Annotated in this window: 9 protein-coding genes; 4 read left to right on the top strand and 5 right to left on the bottom strand. The window is 55.3% G+C overall.

The window, feature by feature from the left end; genetic code table 11:
* Window positions 1-105: 105 nt before the first annotated feature.
* Window positions 106-4,440 (bottom strand): MobF family relaxase, encoded by a 4,335-nt coding sequence (mobF, locus tag CIK74_RS05420; protein WP_096254760.1) that lies wholly within the window; start codon window positions 4,438-4,440, stop codon window positions 106-108.
* Between the two features lie 492 nt (window positions 4,441-4,932).
* Between mobF and CIK74_RS05415 the strand changes: the two genes are divergently transcribed.
* Window positions 4,933-5,286 (top strand): hypothetical protein, encoded by a 354-nt coding sequence (locus CIK74_RS05415; RefSeq protein ID WP_096254759.1) that lies wholly within the window; start codon window positions 4,933-4,935, stop codon window positions 5,284-5,286.
* A gap of 219 nt (window positions 5,287-5,505) precedes the next feature.
* Here CIK74_RS05415 and CIK74_RS05410 read toward each other — a convergent pair whose 3' ends face one another.
* Window positions 5,506-5,928 carry a hypothetical protein gene (locus CIK74_RS05410; RefSeq protein ID WP_096254758.1) on the bottom strand — a complete coding sequence of 141 codons (423 nt, stop codon included), beginning with the start codon at window positions 5,926-5,928 and terminating at the stop codon, window positions 5,506-5,508.
* Window positions 5,929-6,797: 869 nt separating this feature from the next.
* On the opposite strand from CIK74_RS05410, the gene CIK74_RS05400 reads away from it, so the two are divergent.
* Window positions 6,798-7,058 (top strand): hypothetical protein, encoded by a 261-nt coding sequence (locus tag CIK74_RS05400; protein ID WP_013350364.1) that lies wholly within the window; start codon window positions 6,798-6,800, stop codon window positions 7,056-7,058.
* A gap of 466 nt (window positions 7,059-7,524) precedes the next feature.
* On the opposite strand, the gene CIK74_RS05395 is transcribed toward CIK74_RS05400, so the two are convergent.
* Both CIK74_RS05395 and CIK74_RS05385 read right to left on the bottom strand, forming a co-directional pair.
* Window positions 7,525-8,013: a hypothetical protein gene (locus CIK74_RS05395; RefSeq protein WP_096254756.1), complete on the bottom strand. Its 489-nt coding sequence runs from the start codon at window positions 8,011-8,013 to the stop codon at window positions 7,525-7,527.
* A gap of 1,196 nt (window positions 8,014-9,209) precedes the next feature.
* Window positions 9,210-9,704 carry a hypothetical protein gene (locus CIK74_RS05385; protein ID WP_141392876.1) on the bottom strand — a complete coding sequence of 165 codons (495 nt, stop codon included), beginning with the start codon at window positions 9,702-9,704 and terminating at the stop codon, window positions 9,210-9,212.
* Window positions 9,705-10,576: 872 nt separating this feature from the next.
* On the opposite strand from CIK74_RS05385, the gene CIK74_RS05375 reads away from it, so the two are divergent.
* Together CIK74_RS05375 and CIK74_RS05370 are read left to right on the top strand one after the other, a co-directional pair.
* Complete coding sequence (locus CIK74_RS05375; RefSeq protein ID WP_096254752.1) at window positions 10,577-11,044, top strand: hypothetical protein; 468 nt, start codon at window positions 10,577-10,579, stop codon at window positions 11,042-11,044.
* A complete protein-coding gene (locus tag CIK74_RS05370; RefSeq protein ID WP_096254751.1) occupies window positions 11,034-11,336 on the top strand; it encodes a transcriptional regulator in 303 nt (100 codons plus the stop codon). The genes CIK74_RS05375 and CIK74_RS05370 overlap by 11 nt, the downstream gene beginning before the upstream one ends.
* Before the next feature lie 645 nt (window positions 11,337-11,981).
* Here CIK74_RS05370 and CIK74_RS05360 read toward each other — a convergent pair.
* Window positions 11,982-14,048, bottom strand: a complete 2,067-nt coding sequence (locus CIK74_RS05360; protein ID WP_096254749.1) for a hypothetical protein — start codon at window positions 14,046-14,048, stop codon at window positions 11,982-11,984.
* Window positions 14,049-14,100 lie beyond the last annotated feature (52 nt).

The following is a 14,100-nucleotide window of genomic DNA, read 5'->3' as shown; positions in this document are numbered from 1 at the left end:
CTTGGCCTCCTCTGTGTTTGCTAAGCGCATCTGCCAGAAAACTATTCAGATCGATTCTCTCAGCATTCTGTCTTTCATCCCTGCAGATGCCAAATAAAGGCCTTTCTACGTGAGACTTGGTCCGCTCGGGCCTTGACGGCGTAGCTCGTCATCCTGAACCTTGTTCTTTTGCTCCTCTTGCAGTCCGGTGCGGTTCCTGCGCAGTTTTTCCAGCAGTGACTCGGCCGCTGAGGTTGGCTTCTGACCGCTCATTTCATGCCCTGGATCTGTCGACACAGTATTCTCCTTGTCCTGTTCGCTTTCCGGCGAGGTGCCCTGGGCGCGTTGGCGCAGCTGGGCCAGTTTCGCCGCTGCGCTCGTTGGCTCCAGCGTCGTGGCTGCTTGATCATTCTTCTGCGTTGCCATCTCTGCAGTTGCCTCGCCTGTCATCGGCGCGCGAGTGGTCAGTTCCGAGTGCTTGTGCAGCGCAGCCGCACGGTTCCGCAGGTTCTGGGCTACCTCGCTCTTCTTCACGTGACTCTTGGGCAGCAGTGCTGGTTCTGAGTCAGCGATGTTGTAGGTGCGGCGGTAGGCCGCTAGCTCGGCCGCGACCCGGCGCCATTCTTCGGCCCGGTCACTACGTCCCGGCACAGGACCCAACGCTCCCAGCCAGACCGGCGGGTTCTGTGCCAGCTGTGCGCCGACCCGCTGATGCTCGGTATCCAGCACCTGGCGGTAACCGGTCAGCTGCTGCTTCCACGCGTCTGGGGTGCGAGGATCGTGCAGCTCAGCGGTGGGCGCGTACCACTCACCAAGTTCGTTGCGACCAAGGCCTGCTTGAAGGGTTGGTTGTTCGAGCTCGCGCAGCTCCAACTCGCGGCTGATGCGTTCCAGAATCGTTCCTGCAGCGGTGCTGTGCAGCTCGTGGCTACGGTCCAGAGTCTCTGCTTGCCGCAGCAGCTCTGGCATGTCCGCCCGTCGTTGTTGCTCTTCGCGCAGTTTATCCAGCGACCAGGACAACAGTTTTTCGTTGTTTTCTGGGTCAGAGGGAACTTGGCGCAGCAAGTCGTCGCCCGTGTCTTTGATCCGGTTGGCTAGCGCGTCATCGGTCAGGTGTCCATACAACCGGCGCGTGTAAGGGCTCAGTCCTTCCTTAGTGGCCAGCTGAGTTGCAGTCTCCCGGTACGGAACAGCCAGAACGTCTGCTTGCGCAGTTGCACGGCGTTCGAGTTCTTCCAAGTGCTCGGTGGCTACGTCGCGCAGCGGACGATGCGCTTCAGCAAGGGTCTCTACCCGGTTTTCCAGTAAAGTTTCCATGCGCCATGCCAGCACTGCTGATGGCTGGTCCGCGTTAGTGAATTCGCGTTGGTGGTAGGCGTCAGCCAACAGCGTTTCCAGCTTGATTCCTTGGGTTTCCGCGTTCTGCAGATGGCGGTTGACAGCACCCCAGGCCGGATCGGCAATAAACGTGCTGGCAGTGTTTTCCCCGACGACGGTGCGGAAGATCTGCTCAAAGCGTGCGTTCCGCGCTTGGTCTGCCAGATCCCGGTAGATTTCACCCAGCCCGTTAAGGTCTCTGGCGTTGTCGTGTTCGCGGGTGATCGACTCGTGTGTGGTGATATTCCGGTCAGTACGTCCGGCGATGCCCTTCAATACTTCATCTGGGCGTTCGTTTTCTGCCAGTCCCACATAGATCTGGTTGCTGTATTTGCCGCGGCTGGTGGCCACGTAGGCTCCGGCGCGATCGCTCTGGTTGGTGAGCAGTGCGTGGGCCGTATCGACGGTGGCAACTTGGGCAGTGTGCACGGTGTCTGCGTAACCGAGGATCACGTGCTGCTGCGCATAGGCAGCTGGGATCACTGCGAGTCCTTGATGCTGCTGGTGGCGTGCCAGCAGGTTGCCGTCTTCGATGCTTTCCACTACCCAGGAATCGTTATTTTTGACGAAGTCTTTGCCCTGGTGGACACTGATCCGGCGGTCATTGTTCTTCGTCAGGATGACATCGCCAGCATAGATCTGAGTGTTGTTCCGGCCGGTCAGCGACTGAGCATCATCAAGCTGGCCATGGTGCAGTCGGTAGGCTTGGGCCTTCTGGTTGAGGCGATCAACTTGTGTGTTGGTTCCGGCGAGCATGAGGGATTTCAGTCCCTCGTTGGTGTCTTTTTGCCAGGCAGCAAAAACCTGGTCGGCCATGTGGTCCACGGACCCGGCTTGGATCTTCTCTTCGGCGCGGTAGTAGGCCCACGGGTCATCTTTACCCACGGCGGGTGCTTCACGCAGTGCCAGGGAGGCGGCGGCTTCTTCAAGGTTCGCGGTGCCGTCCGCGTTGCGGAAACGGTGGATCTCCTCCAAGTTCACCAGCTGCTCTTCCGCGTTCAGCAGACGCAATAGTCCGCCGGCGCCGACCGCGGAAAGCTGCTTGTCATCGCCGATGGCCCGTACCAGGGCGCCGTGCTTTTTCGCTTGCAGGATGAGGGTGACGAACTGAGGGGTGCCAAGCATCCCGGCCTCGTCAACCAGAACAATGTCACCGGGGTTCAGCTTGTCCGGTGCATGCAAAAGCCGGTCAACGGTCATCGCTTCCGCACCGACTTCGCTGCCTAGCAGGGAGGCTGCTTTCGCTGATGGGGCGACCGCAACCACATGATGGCCACTGTGCTGCATTGCCGTGACGGCCAGGCGCATGGAAGTAGTTTTGCCGGTGCCAGCCGGCCCGATCCCGGCGACCAGCAGCTTGGGACTGCAGGAGAATTCTTGAGCCAAGGCGATCTGCTGGGTGTTCAGCCGGCCTTCGAAGTTCTCCAGGACGCGGGTGAATTCCCCCTGCGCCACCGCGGGGATCACCTCGGTGCGGGCGGCCTGCACAGCGGTATGCTCTGCTTCCAGAATGGTTTCGGAAGTGTAAAGAGCTGCGTGGGGTTTCTGATACCGATACACCGCGGTCATTGTCCCAGGAACGGCTGCTGGGACGGGCAGATCCGGGGTGACTTTCAGGCTCAACGAGTCCAACGCCGCGGTCCGGATCTGAACGATGATGCTGTCTGCGACGGGTTGGGCTTGGTACTCGTGGGTGAGTTGCCGGCGCACTTCGGCTTCCACATGCGCCGTCGTCCACGTAGACCGGTTCTGTTCCAGACGGGTGATCGTCGACTGCGCCAGAGCCTCGATCTGCTCGGCGGGCAGGACGTCCACCAGGTCGTAGTTCGGGTTCTGGGCCTTCGAATACGCGCGCACCGCAGTGAACAACTCATCGCCCACCAGAGCGCCTTCAGTAGCGCTGAACTTGGCCTGCCAGTGCCCGGTGAGCTCGGACAGGGAACGGCCTTTTTTCTTCACCGCACGGGTTTCCAGCGTCGCTTGCTGGGAGAGTTTGATCAGCAGCTTCGCATTCGGGGCGCGTCCGTGGCGTTCTTCAAAGCCAGCAACCACCTGTGCAAGGTTCTCTTTGATGCTGCTCCGGCGTGAGGAAGCCGCTTCGATCGCGGCCATCGGTACCCCGCCGATTTCGATGATCGGACGCTTGCCCTCCACCGATCGAGCAACTGGGGAAACGCCCAGTTCTTTGCAGACGTACTGCATGACTTTGGCGTTGTAATGCTCGGACGCTGACACCGCGTACTTGTGCAGAACGGTCCCGTCCAGGGCGCTCCATTTGCCATCCATGCCGAGAACCTTGTTGGAGACCACGATGTGATCGTGCAGCTGCGGATCCCCATCACGCGAGTCATAGTGCCGGAACGAGGTGTAGATCAACCCTCCCGCCACGTCTTCGGACCGCACACCGTTCTTCCCACGCCGTGTGAATACCGCGTTGGTTTCCAGGTACATCATCGCGTCCTCGATCGCCGCATGATGAGCCTTCTCAATGGCGGCTTGGACGTTGCGGTCGCTCACGCCCCAGAGGTAGGAGATGCTCTTGGAGGGGGAGAACACCATGTCGTATCCGGCGACCGCGTTGGACCCTTTATGGGTCTGGCGGGAGATGAACTGGGAGAGCTCTTCCTTATTCTTGGGCTTGCGCCCATGCAGTTGGTGGAAGTGCTGCCCACCGGCTTTGGCACGGATGATGCGGCGTTCATCAGCGGTAGGTTCGCGGTGCTTCAGGCGGGTGAAGTCACCCATGGCTGTGGTAATTTTCTTGGTCAGGGCTGCATCGAACTGGTCGAAACGCTTGTAGCGCTGACCGAGCTTCGCCTCAATCTTCGCACCGGTCTGCGGGTCAATCTGCCCCGCGAGGGGGTGCTGTCCCAGTCCGTAGAGCAGTTCCATCTGCTCTTCAGTGACCGCGCCGGACACGCCTAGATTCTTCGCTCCGCGGCCGCCCCAGATCCCTGGCGGGTGGCCGGTCACGGTGTAGTAATCCCCCAGCGTCCGGTCACCGGTGCGCAGTTCATCGGCTGAGGCGACTTCGCGGGTGTAGTACTGATACCCGTCCCCTGCGCTGAGCTTATGCAGGGTCATCACACACACGATTCTAGCAATCCTGGGCAAAGTTATCGAGGATGCAAGAGGTGTGACAGATCAAGTCTTTGAGAATCGGGTAAAAATACTGGCCGGAGGTCGTTGACCGTTTCGCAAAGTCGACTGGACGTGTTCAGCTGAGGGACGAGGATGGAGAGCACACGGGAAGGAAGATTGATCTGACCATCAAAACTTTTTTCTTTTGGTGCGGTTTTGCACATGCGATCTTGGCTGTGTGCAGGTGTACCCAAGGTGGGTTTGATAGGCTCGCAGCTGTGCCCAGCTAAGTCTCTTGTGTAAAACCGTGCGTGGAGTTTTCCACGTGTGGGCGGGTGGAGATGTTCAGCGATCTCATGGCCGTCCACAGGTGGGAAACTCCACGCAGTACAGAGCCTGAGCGTCAGCGAAGTCCGTTATCGCTTGTGGCCGGGGTGCGCGAGGGGTGTCCCCTCGCCAAAATATTGTTGTAGATGGTGAAGGAAAAGATATTAGATGAGTAAGCCACGCAAATCCTCGGCCGCGTTAGCCGCCAGGGAGAAAGCACGCGCGAAGGCTGAGGAGATCACCCGCCGTAACGAGGAGCTGATCGAGCTGGCTGCGGGGTTCTTCGTCCACGAGGATCAGCTCACGAAGATTGACGAAGACACCGAGCAGAAGATTGCGGAACTTCGTATGGCAGCTGAGCAGAAAAAGACCACCACGCAAGCCGAAGCCATGAAGGTGGTGGGCCGGATGCTGGAGACGGGTGAATCGAAGAAGTCGATCGGTGAGCGTCTCGGGTTGAGCAGCGCAGAGCTCAAAATGTATATTCCGCCGGTAGCCCAGAAGTCACCGGAAGAAAATTAAACGGGACACCGGGTGCAATTTTTAGCCGTGGATCTCTCGCCAGTCACGAACCGCTGACTTCCTCAGCAGTTTCTTAGCTAGGTGCTTCTCTGGATTGTCCGACTCGTTTTGGGAATGATCCAAAATCACACAGGAACGCGTAGCGCGGCAAGTTTACCGCGCCGCGCGCGAAAGTGCCCTTCGTACTTCTTCTAGGAAGTACGAAGGGCACTTTGAACCTTATTGAGCCCAGCTGGGGTTAAACGGTTCGCACAGTCCATCAATGGGCCGGAACTCCTGCGGGTCCAACCCTTCCAGAGCTTCGGGCCCATCAGCTTGGCCACTGGCCCAATACCAGTACGCTTCTTTACTGATCGCCAGACTTCGCGCGTCTCGCGTGCGATACCAGCGTGCGGTTACGTCCCCTTCGACATAAGTGCAGTACCCGAATAGCTTTCCTTGCTCGTCTTCGGTCTGCGCGACGGCGAAGATAATGTATGGCCAGGATCCTAGATCCCATCCGTCCCGTCCCCATGCTGAGAGTTCATTCCAGCTAGTGCCCGTGAGGCTCGCCATCCAGTCATACCCTTCGCCGTAGACGTCCCGCTCGGGCATGGCTGGGACGGTGACAGTTTCCTGGGTGTCTTTGGTTTTGGTCTGCATCTTTTGGTTCCTTTCGCCTTGGGTGAGAGGGACAGGGAACTAACCACCTGCCCAATGTCTCCCCCAGTTGTTTTTTGCCTGCTGGCGAAATGAAATGAAGCGGGGCCAGCCGCACAACCCATCAACCCGTCAGGGGTGGTCCACCCAGAAAATCTTTGGCCGGAAGAAGCGACGAAGGAGCGCGGCCCTATGAATTTGTGGGTGGAGCACGCCCGAAGCGCAGCGAGTGGCTTGTGGGTTTGGAGGTGGCCCGTACACTCCGAAGGACAGCAGTAAAAAACAGGAAAGAAGACCGGCCGCCAGGCCGGTCCACAGCCGGCCGCGCCAGCGGACGCCCGATTCTGGAAATGAGCAACAAGGTAAAATGAAGAGTCAGGGCGGCGAGCGGAACCCTTTAGCTCAGTCTCGCCGCCCTCTTCATCCCCATGAAACTTTTCAGACCTTGCACGGTATCTGTCCCGACCCGATAGATAGATAGATCCATCGACTGCGTTCTTGCACGTGCTGCAATTAGAATTCTGAGAGTTACCTGAATCTCCCCGAGTAGACCTGTGTTGCTCCACCTGCTCGGCTTATGATCGAGATGCGAACTCACACGGCGCACATAACTGAATAACCTTTTCGCGAGGTCGAGCAAAGCGTTCCGGGCCACCCGGAACGTTTTCTCATATTTTTCGCCAAACAAAGCAAAATAAACCGGCAACGAGCGCCTCGACTATACGAACTGGGGTGAATGCCAACATGTCAGAAAATCGTGCTCGCGTAGGCCTGATTCTTGTGGCTTTAATGGCCAAGTTAGGGTTGACTGAACACAATAGCAAGTTAGTCTTTAATAAAACCGAATTGATGTGAATAAAGGAGACCGAACTGTGCTGAAGATTAAGAAGATGGTGACCGCCGGGGCGACAGCGCTCTGCCTGACCGCCGGGATGGTGGCTTTAGCTCCTGCAGCCCAAGCGGACACCCAGACTCGGTGGTACAACAACCTGCAAATTTGCAAAGCTGAAACCAATGCTCGGGTGAAGCACCTCCGAAACAAGGGTTACACGGTCAGTATTCAGCGGTATTGCAAGGGCGAGCAATACATCGGTTACATGCCTCAGTATCAAACGGTTCTTTACGTCAACTGACGCTCATCTGAGGAACAGCGGGTCTGCTGAAGGTTTGGTTGACGCTAAGGTTCATCAAGCAACCGTGATGCAAACAGAGCATCAGAGTAATCATTGGGTAGTTCTCGTTCGATCTGGGACATGTATCAACCACAAGTGCCGATGATGAAGCTCCTCGAAATTGTCCAGTCACCAACTGGACAATTAATGCGCCGCATCCGTTACTTCACACAATACAGGGCACAATATGTCGGGGCGTAGCTCTCACTGTGTGAATATCGTTCGTTTAAGACACACTTAAAGCAGATTCCTAGGGCGATGCACCGGGTATTTTCATCGGTCACTTGTGCCGCACCGTTATTTAACGATTCAGGTGTCCCGTAAGCGGAACCTCCTATGGGACGGTCGGTTCTCTAGGGGAATTTGCGGGGCAGTTTGCTGATGGCCACCGCTTCTGCCGGGATCCCAGACCACGTTGTGCGGCTATCTATTTGCAGATTTGACCGGTTGGAAGCACCTCGAGCGTGGTCATCATCGTGACGGAGGCAGTGTCTTTTTCATCCGGATTGTTGTAGGTCACTTTGAGGGATTTCGCGTTCCCTGGTTCTGCTGTGTTGCTTAGTCCTAGTTCGACCTGAATCGCTGCGGTGTCTCCATCGGCAATGACACGATTCGTGTCTAGCTGCAGATCATCCCCAGGCCCTCGAGTTGCCACGTTCTCGTTGCTGAGAATTCCGAACCCTTGCAGTTCAAGGTTGGTGGCGTCAACGAGCTCCACCTGGGTGATTTCTGCCGGGGTTTTTCCTTCGTTTTGCAGGTAATTCAGGGCACCAAAAAATTTCCCACTGGTGCTCGCTGGCCCGCATACAGACGCGGGGGCATCCTCTGAGATGGCAAGTTTGGACTGAGTGGAGCTGCAACCGGTGACCAGGAGCAAGCCAGCAATTATTAGCGGCAGGATTTTCGAAGGTCTCATGTCATATTTCTATCATGTGGATGACTTGGCCTTTCAAAATATCTGATGCTGTTCAACATGCACGCGGCAGGAACCGCAACCGGGACGCTGTTGACCGGCTTTGATAGTCGAAGGTAACTAGGGCGACAAGATTTCCCAATAGCGTACTGGTGCATGCTTGTATATTGGTCCCATGCGCGCCATAGAAACAGTTCACGCTGAACCACGCGACTCAGATGATTCGCCCTGCTATCGAGTCAATTTTTGGGAACAACCTCGTCCTAGGTACGGATGGAACTTAGATGCTTTTGTACTGGTTGAGGTGAAGGACGTGTCAGAGGCACTCCGTTGGGTGGAGGAACACGCGAATGGGAGGCTCTTCGAATTGTTCGCAGAAATGGATTCCGAGCCTGAGAAACCGTTCGACGCTCCGCGAAAAGCAACTCTTGTACGTTTGCTCGGAAACAACCCCAATGCCGGTTAAACCTGTGAAGGTATCAATATTTGACGTTTGGTATTAGCCCTAAATGATGTTTCGAGCGGTCCCAGTAGAAGAACCTTCTGCGGGACGCCGCGCTCCACACATTTCTTTTTGCAGACCCATCAACCTTGGATCCTCATCGGCGCTACAAACATCGCTGGATTGCCAGTTGTTAGCATGAGACCATGCGAACCGCCACAGCTATATCCACCATTGCACTTTTAAGCTTGCTTCTTTGCTCGTGTTCGCCGGGTGGAGTGAGCATACCGTTGGGTCATGAAGACCTTCCGCAATGCCCTCCAGCTTTGATTGAAGCAAATGGCCTGCGCGATCTCGGAGAACCTGGCTGTAACTTGCAAGGGTCTTCTCTCGTTCTTCCAGGTGGAACAACCTTAGAAGTTGGCGAAGTTGGAGCAGTCCAAAGCCAACAGTTCATTTCGAGCGAGGGGTCTCAAAACTCAGAGTATTTGGTGGTGAATTGGGGTGTTCCTGGCGTAGGAGTCAGCAAAATTACGTCTGGGGAAACCGTCAGTTGGGCAACTAGCGATGCTGCACGATACCTTCAAGAGCAACAGCTACGACTTTAGGCTTTCAAGGCGCCCGGGCACTAACCTCATACGGCACACCAACGGACAGAACTTCGCTTTCTATCTGCGTTGTTTTGTAACATCACGGCTTTTCGTATTGCCTCTATTTGGATACTAACCCGGAAATGAGGACAGCAACCGCCAATCCGTCATGGCCTGTTAGTCGCGAAAATGGTAACCCAAGCCTTTACTTCTTTACTGAGTTCAAGTTGCACTTCTTTAGCACCAAGGTCTGTCCTCAATACGGATATATTGCTCATTACACTTGAATCGTCTCCGCAGTCACTACCACCGAGTTTAGTACCACTGCTAAGCGCTATGTCCCAGGTCGAGGAACCCTCGCAGGAAACCATGAACCCAACTGAATCGAATCCAGCGGGCACCTCACGGATAGGCAACTTACCTGATCCGTCGCTCTCCACCTCGCTGAGTATTTGACTTGGCCTGGCGAGTTTCTGCAGAGATTCTGCATGCATTTTATAAGTTTCAGTTGCAGTTCGATTCTGCGCGCTAGACGTTAAAGAGGAACTATCCGTCTTTATTGCAGGCTCTGTAGCTCCTGGAGTAGAACCGCCCGTGCAGGCACCCAATAGAAGAGCGGCGGCCGATAATACTGAAGCTACTCCAAGGATACGCATTGTCATGAACAAAGATTATCCTTCTCTCAGATAAAAGCAAGACTTCTTGGAAACTTTCTCAGAATAAATTTCTTTAGATAAATAAGTTCACAACATCGGTTCTTTTCGATCAGATTGATCAGAAATTTTTTGGTTCCTGATCTGCAGTGGTGCTGACCATCGCATATCAGCCGCTGGTGCCAGTGGCACCTGTCTATAAAATCGTCTTACATAGCACCAATAGAGGAACGGTCTACGGGACGGGAGCGTTGCATCCAGACTTGGGTATGCTAGGAAATCTTTGATTCAACAGGGACGGCGGAAATGCGAAAAATGAGTACGTTGGCAATCAGGGGCTGGATCAGATTCGTTACAGGATGCCTTGGTATGGGTGTCGGGTGGATCATTTGGTCGGCGCTCTGGGCCAATTTCACAGCCGAGGTGTCGCCAGAGACTTTCGAGAGCGTACGTAGCTCAGGCACGTTTGGTGCCATGTGCGGACTTCTTGCTGCGTTCCTTATTGTCGGCTCCGGGCTGTTCATATCGATTCTGGCTGATCAGGTAGTAATCCGTGTCTACCGCGCTAAAGTCACAAGTTCAGATTCATAAGTTCTGCAGAGACGCCTCCATCGCCAGTTCGGGAGCTGAAAGTCCACTGCCTCGTGCCGGCAATCCGCTGGTAGCTCGTTGCAGAACGACACGTAAGTCCGGGCGGGCTCGGCCAAGCGAGTTCACATATCCGGTTTCGATGGAAAGTGCTTAGCTTGCCAACAGCGAGTCACGCGGGGATGCAATTGCGTGGTCGTATGTGGAACCCTGACCGGGACGGATCTTGTTCGGAGGCTTGTCATGCGAGTACCAAGTTGCTTAACCAGAAGTAAAGTGATTGACTCAACCGCATGGAAAGTAAATCGGAGAATCAACGGAACCCAGCATCCGTGCGTGAGTCGCTCAAGGCGATCAGTACCGACCGTGGTCGGATCGGTGAACGAATCACTGCAGAAACGTGGTGGGGTGCACCTGCGCAGGGCTTGGGCGCTGCGCTTATCATCGTGGCCCCCGCGGCCGGGCTGGCATGGGCATGGCTGCCCTTTGTGCTCAGCGTCGGGATCTTCATCGGTGTTGAGGTGCTTTTTCGCAAGCGCAGTGGCCTCCGCATTACCCGACCGGCGGGTCCTCGCGGGCTCTGGTTAGTGGTTGCGCTCTTCTTGAGCACCTTCTTTGCGCTGATGATCAGCCTGGTGCTCGCGCTGCTCGGTCTGATCGGGTGGGTTGTCGCCGTAGCTGCGGCCGCGGGTATCGCCACCGCGCTCATCGTCGTGGAATATGACCGCGCGTATGCGGCCGAGGTGCGTCATGCGGGCTGAGCCTTACTTTAATGAGGCGATCCACGCACCAACCCGGCTGCGTCTGTGTGCACTGCTGCGCCCGCTTGCCGAGGCGGACTTTGCTGTAATTGCCGCAACACTGGAGCTCAGCGAGGCCAACCTGTCAAAGACCGTAAGAAACCTCGTCGAAATCGGCTATCTCGTCACAAGCAAACAGGCGTCCCCCCAGCGTACGGACGCGCGCCAGACGACAAAGGTCAAGCTCACCGCGCAGGGTCGCCGGGCCTTCGATGGGCACCTCGCGGCGCTGCGGTCGATGGCGGGCGACTAGGGCATTTCTCCCATATGTGCCGTGATTGACGCACGAGCTTGGGCATGACCCTTCTGTTCCGGGGTTTTCGTCGTTTGAGTGATGCGCATCGGGCGGTGACCACCCCGTTGTTCCCGTCGGATCAGGGGTGGTGTTCTCATCCGTTTGGTGAGGGCCTTCATTTCGTGGACGGGATCATTTGCACGGGACGAACACCATGCACCCGGCCAGGGCGCCTCAGGGTCCCGTAAGCCGGTCCTTATACGGGATAGCATTTCGCTTGACTTGAGCGGTTTTTGAAACTTCGAATTCTCAACGATTTGAGATTCCCGTATACCCCGCCCGAGAAAATGCCCGGTGAAGGGACCTTATACGGACGCCACCCAGACCATCCTCATCACCAGACGATCGAGTTGCCGATTTGTTCGAAGGATCGCAGCCTGTGGAGTCCGTGTTAGGCATCATGGTCTTCGCATCACAAACGGTCGTTTTTGACACGCTCGAAACGCAATCTCTCAGAATTTTCGTGACAGTTGAAAACTCAAGAGAATTTCGACGCGAGATCGTCGCTAAACTCAGTGCCACAATCTATGTAGCGAAAATACTCCCATTTCGCGAGTATCGATACACCTAACAGTTGCAAATGAACCCGGTCAATGAATTTTTCTAACGATATCGCTCCTGTATTAGCGATCGGTTACTGAGAACGTAACGCCAATAAAACCAACCGATACCAAGGACCACTAGTGCAGTACCGGGGGCGATTGCCCAAATGAGCCCACTGCCTAGCCCGTCCTTGGCACTAACCAGCCATGCCACGAAGAGTCCACCGGCAGAACCTGAGGCAATAGCAGCCACCCATAAACCAATGACGGTAGCCGTGAGGCGTCTTTTTATTCTCTGCGAAGCAGAGAATAAGCTCATCACTCCACGCGTTTCACGCATCAACGAAAGAGCAAATCTTATGCCTGCAACGACGCACACAGTTGCCAAAAAAGCTGCACCCATAGATACGACAATGAGGAACCTCATCCACTGCCCGGACCCATCGGCCTCGATTTCCACCATTTCCGCGCCCGGAGCAATACGTGCAATGTAGCTTCTCAGCTCGGCTCGCTCGCGTCCTTCCAAGGTCCCAAAATCCGTGAAGACCAGCTGACGAAGTTCGCTAGGCTTTAGACCCAGCTCTTGCACAAGCGAGGAACCTCGCCCAATAACGGCCCCCGCTAGAGGTTGAACAAGCGAGTCATCAGATGATGCATTTCTAATACTCAGCTCCTTGCTGGCGAAGCTTTCCCCGGCTTGAAATAAAAGGAAAGTTGCTTCGCCAGCATTAGTGAGCTCACTGGAGACTCGAACTGTCTCTGTGCTGTCCGCAGAGAGCACAACGTACCGGAGTACTGGTTCTAAACCACACAAATCACCGGCGATAAAAGGATCAGCTTCATCGTGTTCACTCATACACAAGGCAATTTCGGGGCTTGTAATACGAGTATCAGCCACATCTTCCAAAGGAAGAGAATAGCGGGTTGGCTGGATCCCGCCTTTTTCTAAGTAGCGTTGGGTGACAGCGTCTGCCTGATCCGCAGGAATAGAATCCAACGCCATGCTGCCGGCAGGAAGCGTCGGCGATTGATGCACCGTTGCGGTACGTTCATTGTGCACCGCACGCGCTGTAAAGGCGACTGACATAGCCAGCAAAGTTGAAACAAATAAAGCAAAGCATAAAGTCAGCGCGGCGGCAGCCTTCGTAGCCTTTCTTAGCGCAGGAGGGAGCAGAAAGCGACGTAGTAGAGACGAAAAAGCCCAAGGAAAAACCGCGAAGGCGGTCACTACGATAAAGACCGCTGATTCCGGCGGAATCATCCTTTGTGCCGCAGCGAGGATCGCCAGTCCAGAAAGTACTATGAGGACCGTTGAGGTCAGAACTGCTCCACGGGGCTGATCAAAACCGAGGCGTAGAGCCAAGTCCTGGATTCGGGAAGACCCATGACGATATTTGGGGCGAGCTCCGATGGTTGCCGCTAGCAGCACCGAAGATACAGGAAGAAGGATCAAAGTTGCGTTGAGACTAACGCCAGACCACGCTTGTAAAAATATGCTGGACACTGCGTTTCGACCGATCCAAAGCCCGGCTATCGAAATAAACACTCCCAACAGAGAAGCGACCGCCACAGATGTTCCCAAAAGAAGTAGTATCAGCGCAGTTCGTTGACGAGCAGTGACTCCCGAAGAAGCCAGCCCCTTCAAAGGCGCGTTGAGAGCTCGCATAAGTACTGCTACGCCAAGCCCCAAAACGATCAGATACGCCAGCCATAGTCCAATAAGCAAAGTACCCGCTTGAGGGAAATATGTTGCAGAAGCATCAGCGATGGTTATTTTCTTCAGTGATTCCAAAGAATTGTATGTAAATAATTTTTGCTCAAATAAGGTTGCTGTCGACGTATCAAGGAAGGGATCTGTTTCGCTGAGGAACCCGCTAATTTCGGGTAGGGCAACCGACGTAAGCAGATAGGATTGCTTGTCGTCGATTTTCGCTGAGTCCTGGACCAGGCCACTGACCTTAGCGGCAAAAGATTTATTGTCTGCTACTTGGACAGATACAGGATCTCCGACGGCTAATCCCAGATCATTGGCAATCCCAACAGGCAGCAGGATCTGTCCAGACTCTTCAGGCGAAGCTCCCTCGATGAGTTGTCCGAAGGATAGTTCCGAATCCTCATAGGAACGCACATCTCCTTGAACCAGCTTTGCATCCGTGCTAACCCAGTGATTTCATGAAGAT

The organism is Glutamicibacter sp. BW77, from assembly GCF_002332285.1.
GTDB classification, from domain to species: Bacteria; Actinomycetota; Actinomycetes; order Actinomycetales; family Micrococcaceae; genus Glutamicibacter; species Glutamicibacter bergerei.
This window is presented reverse-complemented; position numbering and strand designations above follow the sequence as displayed.